At 62.1% G+C, this 15,135-nt stretch carries 12 protein-coding genes; all 12 read left to right on the top strand.

What is annotated here, in order from left to right; all coding sequences use genetic code 11:
* Positions 1 to 73: 73 nt before the first annotated feature.
* The 12 genes from BSL82_RS20620 (at position 74) to BSL82_RS15615 (ending at position 15,096) form a co-directional block, all read left to right on the top strand.
* A complete protein-coding gene (locus BSL82_RS20620; RefSeq protein WP_162274411.1) occupies positions 74 to 232 on the top strand; it encodes a hypothetical protein in 159 nt (52 codons plus the stop codon).
* A 56-nt stretch (positions 233 to 288) separates the two neighbouring features.
* Positions 289 to 1,317: a hypothetical protein gene (locus BSL82_RS15670; protein WP_072598203.1), complete on the top strand. Its 1,029-nt coding sequence runs from the start codon at positions 289 to 291 to the stop codon at positions 1,315 to 1,317.
* Between the two features lie 10 nt (positions 1,318 to 1,327).
* A complete protein-coding gene (locus BSL82_RS15665) occupies positions 1,328 to 2,398 on the top strand; it encodes a phage major capsid protein (protein WP_072598202.1) in 1,071 nt (356 codons plus the stop codon).
* 25 nt (positions 2,399 to 2,423) lie between these two features.
* A complete protein-coding gene (locus BSL82_RS15660) occupies positions 2,424 to 3,341 on the top strand; it encodes a hypothetical protein (RefSeq protein ID WP_072598201.1) in 918 nt (305 codons plus the stop codon).
* Between the two features lie 54 nt (positions 3,342 to 3,395).
* Complete coding sequence (locus tag BSL82_RS15655) at positions 3,396 to 3,755, top strand: hypothetical protein (protein ID WP_072598200.1); 360 nt, start codon at positions 3,396 to 3,398, stop codon at positions 3,753 to 3,755.
* Positions 3,739 to 3,975, top strand: a complete 237-nt coding sequence (locus tag BSL82_RS15650; protein ID WP_072598199.1) for a hypothetical protein — start codon at positions 3,739 to 3,741, stop codon at positions 3,973 to 3,975. Before BSL82_RS15655 ends, BSL82_RS15650 begins: the two co-directional genes overlap by 17 nt.
* 3 nt (positions 3,976 to 3,978) lie before the next feature.
* Positions 3,979 to 4,689, top strand: a complete 711-nt coding sequence (locus BSL82_RS15645; RefSeq protein WP_072598198.1) for a phage adaptor protein — start codon at positions 3,979 to 3,981, stop codon at positions 4,687 to 4,689.
* On the top strand, positions 4,689 to 6,098 hold the full coding sequence (locus BSL82_RS15640; RefSeq protein ID WP_072598197.1) for a hypothetical protein: 1,410 nt from the start codon (positions 4,689 to 4,691) through the stop codon (positions 6,096 to 6,098). The genes BSL82_RS15645 and BSL82_RS15640 overlap by 1 nt, the downstream gene beginning before the upstream one ends.
* Positions 6,099 to 6,276: 178 nt before the next feature.
* Positions 6,277 to 7,380 (top strand): hypothetical protein, encoded by a 1,104-nt coding sequence (locus BSL82_RS15630; protein WP_158010943.1) that lies wholly within the window; start codon positions 6,277 to 6,279, stop codon positions 7,378 to 7,380.
* A complete protein-coding gene (locus tag BSL82_RS15625; RefSeq protein ID WP_072598194.1) occupies positions 7,380 to 8,054 on the top strand; it encodes a hypothetical protein in 675 nt (224 codons plus the stop codon). Before BSL82_RS15630 ends, BSL82_RS15625 begins: the two co-directional genes overlap by 1 nt.
* The gene (locus BSL82_RS15620) at positions 8,054 to 9,097 is read left to right on the top strand and encodes a hypothetical protein (RefSeq protein WP_072598193.1); all 1,044 of its coding nucleotides are present in this window, start codon (positions 8,054 to 8,056) and stop codon (positions 9,095 to 9,097) included. Before BSL82_RS15625 ends, BSL82_RS15620 begins: the two co-directional genes overlap by 1 nt.
* A gap of 2 nt (positions 9,098 to 9,099) precedes the next feature.
* Positions 9,100 to 15,096 carry an LPD1 domain-containing protein gene (locus BSL82_RS15615; protein WP_072598192.1) on the top strand — a complete coding sequence of 1,999 codons (5,997 nt, stop codon included), beginning with the start codon at positions 9,100 to 9,102 and terminating at the stop codon, positions 15,094 to 15,096.
* Positions 15,097 to 15,135 lie beyond the last annotated feature (39 nt).

The following is a 15,135-nucleotide window of genomic DNA, read 5'->3' as shown; positions in this document are numbered from 1 at the left end:
GATCGCGGACGATGACACGCAGATCGAGGATGCGTTCATTGACGGCCTGCCGTCGATCGTGGCGCAGAATGCCATGGCGCGGCCGTCCACGGGTGATCCCGCGAACGATCCGGATGCCCAGGGCGACAAGGGCGGCGATCAGACTGGTGAGCAATCCCAGCCCGGTAGCCGGACGCAGGCAGACTTCAACAATGGCCCCCAGCCGAACCAGATACCCGGTGGCATGGGCTAGTTGTTGATTTTGACGATCAACATGATACAACGCAACTTGCAGAAAGGCGCTAAACCATGACCTTGAAGTCAACCGAAGCCTCGCCCGCTTCGGAAAACGAAGACACCAAAGCACCCGATCAGGTGACTGACACGGGCGTAGAGGTGTCGAATGAGGACGCTAACTCCGCGGAATCGTCCAACGCGGACAATACGGACGCTAAGCAGGAGCCGACCAATCTTCTCGATGTCGTCAAAGGCGTCGTCGATAAGAAGGAACCGGCGGAAGAGGAATCGTCCACCTCGGAAGCGGCGGAAGGATCGGAAGCCAAGACCGATGAGGCGAAAGCCGAAGAAGTCGAGGATGTAGCCGAGGCTGATGTCCCTTTCCACAACCACCCACGCTGGAAGGCCGTCATCGAGGAGCGTAACGCGCTTCGACCGGAGGCCGAAAACTACCGCAAGATTACCGGGTTCATGGACGCCAATGGGCTGACTGGTCCGGAAGTCGCGGAAGGTTTCGAGATCATGGCGCTGCTCAAGAGCGGTGACATGGGCAATCTCACAAAGGCGCGGGACTGGTTTGCTGAACGCCTCCAGTCGCTCAACGAGCATCTGGGGGAGGCTCTGCCGGATGATCTTCAGCAGAAGGTCAACGACGGTCTGGTTGATGAGGTGCTTGCGAAGGAGCTGGCGCGCGAGCGCTCGCAGCGCACGCATCTCGAAACCAAGACGGCCGAACGCACCCGGCAGGACGAGGAAACCCGCAGGGCTTCCGAAACACAGCGCGTTGCCACCGATATGGCGACCGCCGTGCAGCAGTGGGAAGACGGGATCAAGGCCAAGGATCCGGACTATGCCGCGAAGAAGGCCAAGCTGGTCGAGACACAGGCTTTGGCGATTGTCGCGCGGGACGGAAAACGACCCCAGAACCGCGATGAAGCCGTTGCCCTTGTCGATCGCGCCTACCGCGAGGTGAACGATAACCTGAAGGTTTTCGCGCCCAAGCCGAAGCCGGTCGCTGCCAGCCCAGCCGGATTGTCCGCACGCGCAACGGCCACCCCGAATTCAATTCGGGATGTGGTCGATGCGGCACTGACCCGTTGAGGAGGCAATCATGCCGTTTACCGCTCAAGAGCTTGATAACATCGCAAGCGCCACGCTGGACTTTTACATCAAAGGCCCGGCCATGGCGCAGTCCATTCAGGGCCGCCCGCTTTATGACGCCATGAAGCGCAGCCAGAAGACGTTCCCTGGTGGCAAGAACGATATTCGCCGCAATGTGAAGGGCGAATATAGCTCGGCCTTTCAGGGCTACAGCCACGATGACACCGTGAGCTACGTCAACCCGGCGAACCTGAAGCAGACCAACTTCCCCTGGAAGGAACTGCATTCCGGTATCGCGATGACGCTGACCGAACTGAAGCACGCTGGCATCAGCGTGGTGGACAGCCTGAATGGCGAAAACACCACCATGCATACGGATGCGGAAAAGGTGGCGATCACCAACCTGCTCGAAGACAAGCTGGACGATCTTTCCGAAGGTTCGGCCCGCTCGTTCAACGAGATCCTTTGGCGCGACGGTACGCAGTCGTCCAAGGTGTTCGCTGGCGTCACGTCGATCATCTCCGTGAACCCGAATTCGGGCTTCACCGGCGGCATCGATCGCGCAGGCAATAGCTGGTGGCGGAACCGCGCGTTTGTTGGGACGCTTGGCGCGACCGACAACACCGGGCCGAAGATCACCCATTCCACCTCCAACCAGACGCTGACCAAGAAGCTCCGCGCCGAGGTGCGTCAGCTCACCCGCTATGGCGGCAAGCCGTCGCTCCTGCTCGCCGGTTCCGGCTTCATCGAGAAGGTGGAAGCCGAAATCCACGAGAAGGGCACCTATACCGATGCAGGCTTTGCCAACACCGGCAAGACCGACATTGGCATGGCGGACATCTCGATGCGTGGCGTTGGCCGGTTCCAGTATGATCCGACTCTGGATGATCTGGACATGGAGAATTATTGCTTCTTCATGGACCCGCGCCACGTCTATCTGGACGTGATGGATGGTGAGGACTGGAAACAGCACTCCCCTGCCCGCCCGCCCGAGAAATACGTGCTTTACCGTGGCCTGACGTGGACAGGTGGGCTGGTCGCCGATCAGCTCAACTGCCACGGCGTCTACGAAGCCGCTTGATGTCGATTTTTGCAGGAGACAAACAATGAGCCTCCAGACAGTCACCGGCGTTCTGGCGTCGGCCCTGGCCACAAGCGGCACTTTCACCGTCGGGTATCCCGGCGGTGCGAATGACCGCGGCAAGTTCGCGTCCGGCACCAACGCCAAGCTCGTGCTTGGCGGCCGGCTGCTTTCGCAACCCGAAGACATGACGCTCTCCTATGGAGCGTCCACTGTCACCGTCACCTACAAGGGTGCGACCACCATGCCTGCCGGAACGTCCTGGACGTTCCAGTTCGATGAGTATGGCACCGGCGATGTGGTGGCGGACGCCACCAGCGGAGCCGAGCTTTACAAGGATGTGAAGACGGTCCTGATCAATCTCGGTTCTCCGGGTGCGATCGACACCGATGGCGTGGCGGAAGCGCAGGCGGTTGCAGGCGCTGCCGACCTGACGCTTGATGGCGATCTGGTCAGCGACGGCGTGGCGGTTCTTGACGCGCGCTATGGCCGGAACGTGATCATCGATTCGTCCGGCGCTGGCGACACGACCCAGACGGCGACGGTCTACGGCACCGATTACCTTGGCAACACGGTCATCGAAACCATTGCCTTCAACGGCACCACAGCCGTTGCGGGTAAGAAGGCGTTCAAGACCATCACCCGCATCGCCATTTCGGCGGCGCTGGCCGGCAATGGCTTCGTCGGCACCGGCGATGTGCTTGGTCTGCCGGTCTATCTGCCCGCGGGCGGCCTCGTTCTGAAAGAGATCGAGGACGGCGCCATTGCCACCAGCGGCACCCTGGTTGCCGGTCTGGCGGTCAACACGCCTTCCACGGCCACCACGGCGGACGTGCGGGGCACCTATGACCCCAATTCGGCCTGCGACGGTTCAAAGGGCTTCGCCCTGATCGCCGCCCTGCCGGATCCGGGCTTCCTGGGCAACCCGCAATACGACGGTTGATGCGTACCGCCCCTCGGCTTCGGCCGGGGGGCTCATCTTTAGCAGGAGGAACCAATGCAACTTTGTAATGTCGAGGTCCGGCTTGGCGACAGCGCTGGCCATACCGTTCGCAAATCGGATGTCACGCCTGCCGAAATTCTCGTTCTCCGGGCGATCCACGGCGAAAGCGCCGTTGTCGATATCAACCCGACGAAGATGTCAAAGCGCGCCCAGCATGAGGAATGGGATCGCCTTCAGCGTAGCTATGGCCGCACCCCAGCCGGGCTGACGGATGCCGGCAACGGCTCTCTGCTGGAGAAGCTATTCCCCGGCGCACAGAAAAACCTTCCCGTTTCCCTGAAGGATATTGGCCTTGCCGAGCTGATGAACCCGCATCGTGAGAGGCCGGAGGTAGTCGATGGCGCGGACGCCTAAACAGGCCAAGGCCAACGCCGAAGCGAAGCCGGATAAGGGCGGAACGCCCTTCTATCGCGCGCGCGTCTATCACGAGATTCGGGACGGCGACGGCATCAAGCGCGTCGAGCCCGGCTTTATCGTGTCGGCCGGGCCGGAGCATGTTGCCGTCTATCCGCCTGATCTTTTTGCGATTGCGTTCCCCGATGTGGAGATCGCGAGCCTCCCGGAAAAGGAATAGTCCATGGCGCGCGGGGTAACGCTTGGTGAGATGGTCACAAGTGTTCGCATTGAAGCGAACATGGATCCGGACCCCGCGCTGTCGGTCAACATGGAGCCGCTGATCAAGGAGTTGATCAGGCGGGAATATGAGCGGCTGTATGAGGAATTCGACTGGCCGTTTCTGCGCATCCGCAGCGATATCGATCTTCAGGCGGGGCAGCGCTACTACGACGTTCCGGATGACCTGAACCTGGAGCGCATCGAGCGGATCGATTATTTCTGGGGCGATAAATGGTTCCCGCTCGATCGCGGGATATCCATGGACGACTACAACTTTCACGACAGCGACGCGGACGTTCGCGCCGAACCGGCGATGAAGTGGGACGTGCTTTATACCGGCAGCGAGGCCCAGCTTGAAATCTGGCCGATCCCTGCCACCAATGATCAGAAAATCCGGATCATCGGCATCCGCAATTTCACACCGCTGATCACCACCGACGCGATCTGTGACCTCGATGACCGCATGATCATCCTGTTTGCGGCGTCGGAAATCCTCGCCCGCAAGCAATCGCCGGAGGCGGCCACAAAGCAGACCAAGGCGGTCGAGCGGTTCCGCACGGTCAAGGGACGCAGCGTCCAGACCCGAAAGAGCAGCTTCAGCTTTAGCGGCGGGAATGGCGCAGAGCGCCGCCGTGATCGCGAGCCTCTGGTCGCATATGTCAGGAACCCCTGATGGCGTATGTCGTCATCGAGGACTTCAAGGCAGGGCTTGACGGCAGGAAGCTCCCGGCATCTTCGCCGCAAGGGTCGCTCCAGCGGCTCGTGAATGCCCACATCACCCGCGGTGGCGAGATCGAGAAGCGCAAGGCGTGGGTGATGAAATACAGCCTGCCGCCGGCCGAGACGTTCGGCTTGGCGGGCGCGAATGGCGTGCTTTACGTTTTCGGGTCAGAGGCTTCCCCGGCCGTGCCCTCCGGCGTCACCTATCAGCGGCTTGTCCACCCGTCGGCTGAAGACATGACGCAACTGACCGACGCCGAATTCTTCGATGGGAAGGTGTTTGCGGCCGCGCTTTACGCCAATGGCGACGGCCTGTGCTTCTACGACGGCACGCGCGTGACCGATTGGGATTCCGGGAGCGCCGTCACCCATATCGCCGGCCAGAAAGCCGCCGCCGCTCTGACGATCAAGAGCAAGGTCTACACCGTTTCCACCAGCCTGTTGAGTTTCTGCGCGGTCGATGATCCGGACGACTGGGCAGGCACCGGCGCCAGCTTCATCAACATGTCAAACCAGTCGGCAGGATCCGAGACGCTGACCGGGCTGGGGCGGTATCAGGGCTATCTGGCGGTTTTTGCCCGGCGCAATACACAAATATGGTTTCTTGATCCGGACCCGGCGCAGAACGCGCAGCGTCAAGTGCTGCCGAACATTGGCACGCTTGCCCATAAGTCGATCGTCAGCTTTGGCGATATTGATGTTTTCTTTCTGTCGGACACCGGCATTCGATCGCTCCGCGCGCGGGATTCGTCCAATCAGGCTGGCGTGTCGGACGTCGGAACGCCGATCGATGATGAGATGATCGAGTACATGCGGACGCTGACGGACACGGAGAAGACCCGCGCTTGCGCTATAATGGATCCGATCGACGGCCGGTACATTCTCGGCCTTGGCGCCCGCCAATATGTGTTCTCCTACTATTCGGCCTCCAAGATTTCGGCATGGTCGCGCTATGATCCGGGCTTCACCGCGACGGAATTCGTGTCGATGGACAGCCAGGTCTGGGCGCGCGGCGGTGACACCATCTATCTCTATGGCGGCGATGACGGCGAAACCTATGACCTGTCGACGGTAGAGGTAGAGCTTCCGTACATCGATGGCCGCACCATTGCGACGTGGAAGCAGTTCACCGGGCTGGATGTCGTCTGCGAGGGCGAATGGACCATCTATATCAACACCAACCCGGCGACGCCCGACGTCTGGTCACAGGTGGCGATCGTCCGCGGAACGACGTTGGCGCACATGGATATCAGCATGGTCGGCGACAGCCCGGTCATCAAGCTCAAGCTCGTGAACGAACGCGCCGGCCCGGCCAAGCTCAGCAAGGTCATTATCCACTATCAGGCAGCGCAGGCGAGCTGATGTTCATTGAGCCGCTATCCGCCCCCAAGGTGCGGCATATCGTCACGCATATGCGGGAATGGGACCATCGCGAGATATTCGCGACCAGCTTTTCCGAAGATCCGGACGGCATGGTGGAATCGGTCATGTCGACCGGAGCGGTTTCATGGGTGGCCGGTCTGAAGGAGCCGATCGCCACATGGGGCGCGGCGCCTTGTTGGCCCGGTGTGTGGTCATTGTGGATGTTTGCAACCGACGATTTTCGACAAATCGGATTATCGGTGACAAAATTCATTCGTCGCACTATGATCCCAACGCTTTGGGCAGACGGCGCGCACCGTCTGGAATGCCGGTCGATGGAGGGTCATGTGGAAGCACAGCGCTGGCTTGGAGCCCTCGGCGCACAGCGCGAATGCACACTGAAGCGGTACGGCAAGAACGGCGACGACTTTCATATCTATACCTGGGAGCGTCCCTGATGTGCTTCGGAGGCGGCGGATCCAAAGCGGCCAATAGGATCGCGAAAGAGCAGCGTGCCGATGAGGTCGCGCGCCAAGCCCGCATCAAAGACGGGATGGCGAAGATCAATGCGATCTTCGATGGATCTTCGCGCGGCATAAATCCGGTCACGGAATATGATCCCTCCAAAACCTTTTACAATGAGGATGGGACGCCTTTCGAGCCGGGCGCAGCCAACGGCGGGAATTTCATCTCCCTGCCGTTCGGCGGCGGATTTTATCTTGGCGGCATCCCCCAGATCGCCGCGAAGACCGGCAAGTTGTTCTCTGGTGTTGAGCGCACCGGCGGCTTTGATGACGCTTTCTATGACAAGCGCCGGCAGGCTTATGAAGACTATGCTCTGCCCCAGCTTGATCAGTCCTATGACCGGTCCAAAGATGAGCTGATCTATGCGCTTGATCGCTCCGGGATCCTTCAATCCGGCGCCGCGCAGAAAAAGAATGCGGAGCTGTCGGACGAGTTCGACAAGCATCGGCTGGATATCGCCAACAAGGGTCTGGAGGTCGCCAATGACACGCGCGCCAATGTAGAGAATGTGCGCTCCAACCTTGTGACGCAGCTTCAGGCCACCGGCGACGACCAGGCGGCGGCGCAGGCGGCTGTGCGGCAAGCGCAGAACCTTAATCAACCTGCCGGCTTCTCTCCTTTGGGCCAGCTATTCGCAGGTTTCGCCGACAGTGTTTCGCGCATCGGCTCGAATGCACGGAACGACTATTCCGGCTTTATCGGCGGCGGACGTTCGCTTTTCTCCAATGGTGGCGGTTCCGCCAGGGTGGTAGGCTGATGTGCGGTCCATGGGCAATCCCGCTGGCATTGGCGGTTGGCGGATCAGTAGCGCAGTATTTCGGCAACCAGCGTGCCGAAAACGCCATGATGGCCCGCCACAACGTAGAGCAAGGCCGCCAGAAACGCATGAGTGCGGAGCAGGACGCGCTTTTGGGCGAGTCCTATGAATCGGCGGAAAAGCTACGCGATGACACGGACGCGGTTTCGGCACGCAAGGCCGCCTTTATCGACGCACTCAATTCCAGGTCGGACAATCAGGATTTTCTGCCCGGCAATGCGCCCGCGATCGTGGCGGAGAGTAACAACAAGGTGGTTGGCGAGCAGCGCGCGCGCAGCCAGCAGCAGGCGGAAGCGCTCGCCAATCTGACCGGGATGGGCGATCAGCTTCTCGACACCAATGTTTCGCTGGGCCGCCTTGGCCAGCAGATCGGCCAGATTGGCACCAGCAAGGCGCGGTCGGCGGAAGTTCTCGATGCCGAGTTGCGCGCCGCCGCGCAGAAGGGCTCCACGCTGCGCGGGCTTGGCGGTCTGGCGCAGATGGTCGGATCGGCATGGCTGGGCGCCAATGCCTTCACAGGACTTGGATCGGGGGCCACGGCTAGCCAGGCGGTCTCGCACGGCGCAGGCGGCTCATCCGGCGGCTTTGGCGCAATGGGGGGAGCGGTCGTTTAATGCCTCGCTATCAGAACCCTTATTACGCCGGTCCATATCCGACCGACCCGACCTGGGGCATGGTGGGCAGCAGCCTTTCCACTGCTCTGTTCGGCAATCCGGAGATGGCGGCACAAGCCAAGCTGAACCGCGCGCGGGTGGATCAGGCGCAGGCGTCGGCCGGCTATGATCGCGCACGCACGACGCAGACGGAGGATGTGACCAACGCGCGTCGAAATTGGGGCGTGAACGACGGCCTTCCGGGCACAGTGGCCAGCATTTTCCGCGGCAATCCCGATGACGCGACGGCGGACCAACTGAACAAGGGTGCTGTCGGTCAGATTATTCTTGATGCCGCTCGGGGGGCGATGGCGCCGCAGGAGCCAAGCGGCCTTGCGGGGGCGATTACTCGTATCCCCGGACCTGAAACCACCGCAACCGATGATGAAATCACGGTATCGGCACCGCGCGCCGTTCCGGTTCCTGCACCCCCTTCCGGCCCACCGGTCAGTGAAAATGTCATGCGGATGCTTGGCATGTTGCTGGGCCAGCAGTCCGACGATAACACCGCCTACACGGTCGAGCAGGGCGACGCCTATCAGGGCCGCGAGCTGGATAACCGCTACCGCATGAACGAGGCCGACAATGCCACGACACGCCGTGGCCAAGACGTCAGCGCGTCCACCACCATGCGCGGCCAGGATATCAGCGCGGCAACGTCCCGCCGCGGCCAGGATATTACCGACAGACGTGATCGCGGGCATGGCAGCTTTGGCAAGGGCGATCCGAACAAGCCGAAGTTCGTTCCGCCGACGCAGATGGATGATGTGGATTCCGAGATCCTGCGCCAGATGAACGGCGGCAGGGATGAGGAAGGCAATCCGATCCAGAGCATTTCTGACGGCGCCATGACCAATGTGCGCCGCAAGGCGATCGAGTTCTATCAGCAGAACGGGAACATGGCGGAGGCGGTTGGGATGTCGCTGCGCTATTGGCAGAATATTGGACGGAGGGAACGCACGAGGGACGCCAATCGGCCGCCACTAGACTCCTTCAGGAATTAGCTATGGGCTTTGACGTCGCCGCCGCAAAACAGGCGGGCTATTCAGACGCCGAAATAGCGGACTTTCTCGCCAAAGACCAGAAGTTCGACACGTCCGGCGCGCGCAAGGCGGGCTATTCGGATGGCGAAATCATCAGCCATCTGTCTTCCGTCCCGTCGCCAAAGCCCGCTGGGAAGCCAGCCGCTCCATCATCCTATGAAACGCAGCGCCGGCAGGTCATGGATCGGCAGGCGAAGCTGACGGCCGATCCGCAAGGTGGAGAGGAAGCGGCTGGCGCGCTTGTCCGCGGGGGCGCTCGTTCGGCACTGCCTACTACAGCGGGTGTGATGGCGTTCACGCCAGGTTTCACGGCTGGCGCAACTCTGGGCGCGCTCGCTGGACCGGCCGCCCCGGTTGTCTCACCGCTGGCCGGCTTGGTGGGCGGCCTCGCCACTTCCATGGGGGCTGGCTATGGCGCTGGGGTGTTGCAGGAAAAGGCGCTTGATCTTGCGCCTGAAAGTGTCGTGCGCGCCTTGGGGCAGACCGATGAGCAGCGCACGCAGGATGTAACGGCGCACCCCCACGCCACGATGATTGGCGAGATGCTTCCCGGCTTCCTGTTCGGCCGTCCCTCACTGTCGCCAACTCGCGTCGCGCCCAATGCCGGGCCGCTGGAGCGCGTTCTTGCCAACCCGGTCATGGCGTCCACCGCCGGCGCCACAATCGGCGGCGGCCAGGAAGCCGCGCGCGAATTGGTCACTGGCGAAGGGCTGGATCCGGCGAAGATCGCCATTGCGGCCGGCGCGGGCGCACTTCAGAACCGCAACACGCGGCTTGGCGACGCCACCATGGCCGTAGGCGACAAGATTGTGCGGGCCACTGTCCGGCCCGTGACGAAGGGCGTCGATGCAGGTGTTGACCTGCTTGCGCGCCGCGCGGCCGCACGACAGCCCGACGTGCCAGACGCTTCAGCCGTTGCCGACCTTGTTCCGGCAGAGGCTGTGGTTGCCCGGCCGATGGCCCCCGAACCCGTTGTTGAACCCGTTCCCACCGCGCCCGACCAGCCCATGGGCGCGGCCGTGGAGCCCCGGCCCGTTGAAGGCGTCAGTCCTCCCGCCGCTGCCGACGGGCCGGGTGCACGGAATGATCCGCTTCGCCCCGATCCCGGTCCATTGGGGGAAGGCGAGCGCTATGTCACCACCCCGGCCGGCAATCGCGTCCGGACGCGCTTTGAGGTGGTGGACAGCCGCGCGTTGAAGGCGGCCGAAGGCGACCTTCAGAACCGTGATCGTTCGCGTGCGTCGACTGATATCCAGGTGCAGGATATCGTTTCCAAGTTCGACCCGACGCGCCTGGGCGACAGCGCGGAAACCGACCGCGGCGCACCGATCATTGGCCCGGATGATGTGGTGGAAAGCGGCAACGGCCGGATGCTGGCGCTGAACCGAGTGTTCGACGAATTCCCCGACCGGGCGCAGGCATATCGCGACTATCTGGAATCGCAGGGACACCGGACGGAAGGCATCGAGCGACCGGTGTTGGTCCGCCGCCGCGTCAGTGATTTCACCCCTGAGCAGCGCGTCCAGTTCGTCCGCGACAGCAATTTCGATACCAAGCTCCAGATGGGCAGCGCGGAGCGCGCCAAGACGGATGCGGCAGGGATCAATGGCGAGACGCTGGACCTGTACCGCGGTGGCGATGTCACCGATGCGGCCAACCGGGATTTCGTGCGCGTCGTTGTCGGGAAGCTCCCGCCGCAGGAACAGGCGGCGTTCTTCACCGCCGACGGTCAGATTTCAGCCGATGGCGTTCGGCGCATTCGCGCGGCCCTGAAGGCTGCGGCCTATGACGATGCGGATCTGCTGGGCACGCTGGACGAAAGCCAGGACAACAACATCAAGTCGATCGGCGGCGCGCTCGAAAGCAATGCGGCCGGCTGGGCGCGGCTTCGCACCGACATTGCCGACGGCAAGGTGTTGCCGCAGTTCGATATCACCAAGGCGCTGACCGCGGCGGCAAAGGCGATCCGCGATCTTCGCCAGAAAGGTGAGAGCGTCCGCGATTTCCTCGCGCAAGTCGACGCCTTCATGCCGCGCGATCCAGTGACGGACGGCCTGATCCGCCTGTTCTACAATGAGAAGCTGACAGCGCCCGCGAGCAAGCAGGCGATCACGGCTGCCATTGGCGAATATGTGAAGCGCGCCCGCGCGCAGCTTTCCGACCCCGGCATGTTCGGCAATGATGGCCCGGACAATCCGGCGGACCTGATCGATGACATTCTGGCGGGCCGCAGTGGCGATCGGGATCAGACGTCGTTTCTGGCTGCGGCTGAAGACCGGATGGATTTGGATCTTGCGGACGCGCCCGACATGGCCGGCAGCAAGGTCAAGACCGAAGCGGAGGGCAAGGCTCCAGATCGCGGCGCATATCAGCCGAGCTTTGCCGAAGCATCGTTCACCAACCGCCAGTCGGTAAATGACAGCGCCGCGCGCGCGATGGGCATGGATCCGGAGAAGTTCAATCTCCTACCGCCCGCGCGGAAAGCAAAGCTGCTGGGCGACGCGCTGGAAAAGCTGACTGGCGTGAAGGTCGCGGTCGCGCCGGACATGCCGCTGCAATATGCGATCGACCAGATGCTGGACGCGCACCAGACCTTGCAGGGCATGGCGTCCGTGCTTGGTATTTCGCCAAAGGCGATCAGCCTGGGCGGCAATCTCAGCCTGCGGCTGTTGAAGGGCGCGAAGTTCCTCGGCGCGTTCAATCCGGGCGCAAACCAGATCATGCTGCCGAAGCGGTCCAATAGCTTCGCGCACGAATGGGCGCACGCGCTGGACTATTATCTGCTGGGCAAGGTGTCGCCCGATATGGCGCGTGGCCTGACTGGCAAGGTGCGCGCCGATGGCGCGGACTTCCAGCCAGCCAATGTCCGCGAAGCGTTCGTGAAGCTGTTGAATGCCATGTTCTTCGATGAAGCCGAGATGGCCTTGAAGATCATGGACCTCGAGAAGCGCATTGCCGAAACCAAGAGCGCCAACCAGAAGGCGGCGCTTCAGACGCAGATTGATAATTTCAAGACCGGGCGCAGCAAGTCGCGGACGGCGCAGAGCGCCTTCTATCGCGGCGCGGCGGAGGTTAATCGCCGTGGTGGACAGGGCGATTATTGGACGCAGCCGACCGAGATGTTTGCCCGGTCATTCGAGGCGTTCACCGCTTTCAAGATGGCGAGCGAGGGTTTCGGCAGCGAGTTCGTCACCAAGGGCAACGAGAATTATCTGTCCGATGCCGAAGACCGGTTCCGCCTGACCTTCCCGAAAGGCGATGAACGCGCGCGCATTTTCGACGCCATGCAGGGCGTCATGGATATGCTCAACGCCGAGAACATGATCCGGGAGGCCAATGGCGGTGAGGTTACACCGCGCATCGCGGCTGATTTCGACAGCGCGGCGGAGAGCGGTCCGAACCCGGCCGATGTGAAGCGGACAATGGCGATCGTCGAGCGCCGCAACCGGTCCATGGCCGATCGGTTGTTCGGTGCCGACAGGGAAGCGCTCACCATCTGGCGGCACAACCGGGATGCGGCAAAGGCGGACGCGGAGTTGCGCGCGGCCGATCCGGTCAAGATCGGCTCCAAGATCAACAATGTCCGCTCGCTGGCATTCTCGGCCGCGGCGGATGGCGTGAAGATGATCGCGACGCGCTGGGGGTCCAAGGCGGCGCAGAAGATCGCCGATCAGTTCATGAGCGACCTGGGCGGCACCAGGCACGTTAGCCGCACATGGCACCAGTCGATCGAGATGCGCACGAACAAGGCATTGAACCCGGTCATGGCGCAGCTCCAGAAGCACGGCTCCAAGGGATGGGTCTACAAGAGCCTGTCGAAAGAACAGACGTCGACGCTGCGCGACCTGCTGCTGGGCAAGAAAGTCGATGACGACATGGGCCTGACGCCGCTCGCGGACGCCATGCGCAAGGCTTACAATGATGAATGGTATGAGAACCGCAACGCCGGGGTCGATCTCGGCTATGTGAACGACGCAGCCTATATCCACAGGCAGATCGACCGCGAATATGTCGCCAAGAACCCGGACAAGTTCACGGAGCAGGCGCAAGAGGTCTATGGGCTGGTGTTCGACCGCGACGTTGGCGCGGATGCGGGCGCCATTGCGGGCGATCCGGACAGGCTGGAAAACTTCATTGCCATTGCCCGGCAGAACGGCATCGATGGCGTGAAGGCGTTGCGCAAGGCTATGCGCGATGACGACGGCGATCCTGAAGCCGTGTCTTCGTTGATCGATGAGATGCTGGACGAGGTGCGGTCTGCCTATGCGATGCAGGCGGCCTTCGCCTATCGCGACGCGATCCTGCACACCGAGACGTTCCCCGATTACACCATGACGTCGAGCTTGCCGAATGCGGAGAAGCGCCGTTCGCTGCCGCCCGAAGCCGATGACATTCTGAAGGACTTCTACAACCCGGACCCGGTGTCGTCGCTGATCCAGTATGTTCGCCATTCGGTGCAGCGAACCGAATGGGCCAAGCGCTTCGGGCATCCCGACGGCAAGAACCCGGCTGGATCGATCGCGCGTCAGCTTGATGAGCAGATGGCACAGGAGGGCGTGCCTGAAAGCGAGCGCCGCTATGTCTGGAGCCTTGTGGACCGCATGACCGGCCGTTACCGGCGGACGGGCTGGCTGGCTAATCCTGGCGTGGTGAGCGCGCTCAGTTTCCTGCGCGTGAAGGGCACGCTGGCGATGATGGGCCGCGCCGTCACGCTCTCCACGTTCGAGCCGGCGGCAATGGGCATTGTGACCGGCAGCCCGATCGATGGCGCCAAGGCGGTTGCGAAGACCTGGGCGTCCATCCTGCACAGCGGCACCCGGCAGGAACTGCGCGATTGGGGTATGGCGCACGGGTTCATCAAGCACCATCTGCTTGAGCAGTTCATGATGCAGGACCGGTTCGGCACCACGAGCGATTCGCCGACCCGGTGGGATCAGCTTTCCGGCTGGATGTTCCGCAACAGCGGCATCACCTTTCTGACCAACATGTCCGACGTCGCGGTCATGGACGTGGCGCGCCGCGGGCTGGTCAACGAGATGTCGCACCGCGTTCTCGATGGCGACAAGCGCGGCAAGGAAGCCGCGAACCTGATGCGCGAGCTGGGCGTGCGGGATCCGGACGCCTTCGCCCGGCAGATTGTCGACATGCAGGGCGCGCTGCCTTCAGAGGAATGGCTGGCCGGGCCGGAGGGCTATGACTACAACACGGCCCTGCTGCGGCTGGCGAACATGACGATCCAGAAAGCCAATGCCGCGGACCTGACGCCGCTCAGTCGCAACCCGCTCGCCTCCTATGCCACCTATTCGATCACGTCCTATATCCAGAGCGCCTACAGGCACCTCCTGAAGCGGAACATCACCAAGGGCGCCCGACTGGCCAAGGAAGGCGAGATCGGCCTTCTCGCGCAATATACGGCCGGCACACTGCTCAGTGCCGGGCTGCTCTATGGCTTCAATATGCTGGCGAGCATCACGCGCGAAGTCCTGTTCAATCCGGAGCGGCAGGAGGAATGGGAGAAGGACGGCCAATGGTGGAAGGCCAACATGGCCCTGGCCGCATCACGGACCTTCTCATTCGGCGCGTTCGATCCGATGATCAATTCATGGACCGGGCTCAAATACAATCGCGACCTGGCTTATCTCCCGCTTGGCGCATACATGGGCGCGGACTTCCAGAACATGACCAATATGGCGAAGACTCTTACTGACCGAAACAGTCCGAACACCAACACCGCCGAATATAATGCGTTGCGGTCATTCTATGGCTTCGCGCTCGCGCCTGCCATGGCGGGCGTGGTTGCGGCATTCCCCGGCGGCCCGATCTACACAACGGCCGCCGGCGCAGGCACCGCCTATGGCACGAGCCCGAAGGCAGGCGACATTTTTGCGACCGCCGTTGTCGGTGAAAAGGATGGGCGCAAGCGCAAGAAGAAGACCGAGAAAGGCGCAAGTGGACGTTAGCGCGTCGATAATGTAGATATTGGCGGTCTACATGGAGCA

Source organism: Tardibacter chloracetimidivorans, from assembly GCF_001890385.1.
Taxonomy (GTDB): domain Bacteria; phylum Pseudomonadota; class Alphaproteobacteria; order Sphingomonadales; family Sphingomonadaceae; genus Tardibacter; species Tardibacter chloracetimidivorans.
The sequence above is the reverse complement of the archived record's forward strand: the minus strand, read 5'-3'. Positions and strand labels throughout refer to the sequence as shown.

Excerpts from the sequence above, each read along its gene's own strand:
- BSL82_RS20620 (WP_162274411.1), top strand. The coding sequence starts at position 74 with ATGGCGCGGCCGTCCACGGGTGATCCCGCGAACGATCCGGATGCCCAG.
- BSL82_RS15670 (WP_072598203.1), top strand. The coding sequence starts at position 289 with ATGACCTTGAAGTCAACCGAAGCCTCGCCCGCTTCGGAAAACGAAGAC.
- BSL82_RS15665 (WP_072598202.1), top strand. The coding sequence starts at position 1,328 with ATGCCGTTTACCGCTCAAGAGCTTGATAACATCGCAAGCGCCACGCTG.
- BSL82_RS15660 (WP_072598201.1), top strand. The coding sequence starts at position 2,424 with ATGAGCCTCCAGACAGTCACCGGCGTTCTGGCGTCGGCCCTGGCCACA.
- BSL82_RS15655 (WP_072598200.1), top strand. The coding sequence starts at position 3,396 with ATGCAACTTTGTAATGTCGAGGTCCGGCTTGGCGACAGCGCTGGCCAT.
- BSL82_RS15650 (WP_072598199.1), top strand. The coding sequence starts at position 3,739 with ATGGCGCGGACGCCTAAACAGGCCAAGGCCAACGCCGAAGCGAAGCCG.
- BSL82_RS15645 (WP_072598198.1), top strand. The coding sequence starts at position 3,979 with ATGGCGCGCGGGGTAACGCTTGGTGAGATGGTCACAAGTGTTCGCATT.
- BSL82_RS15640 (WP_072598197.1), top strand. The coding sequence starts at position 4,689 with ATGGCGTATGTCGTCATCGAGGACTTCAAGGCAGGGCTTGACGGCAGG.
- BSL82_RS15630 (WP_158010943.1), top strand. The coding sequence starts at position 6,277 with ATGGGGCGCGGCGCCTTGTTGGCCCGGTGTGTGGTCATTGTGGATGTT.
- BSL82_RS15625 (WP_072598194.1), top strand. The coding sequence starts at position 7,380 with ATGTGCGGTCCATGGGCAATCCCGCTGGCATTGGCGGTTGGCGGATCA.
- BSL82_RS15620 (WP_072598193.1), top strand. The coding sequence starts at position 8,054 with ATGCCTCGCTATCAGAACCCTTATTACGCCGGTCCATATCCGACCGAC.
- BSL82_RS15615 (WP_072598192.1), top strand. The coding sequence starts at position 9,100 with ATGGGCTTTGACGTCGCCGCCGCAAAACAGGCGGGCTATTCAGACGCC.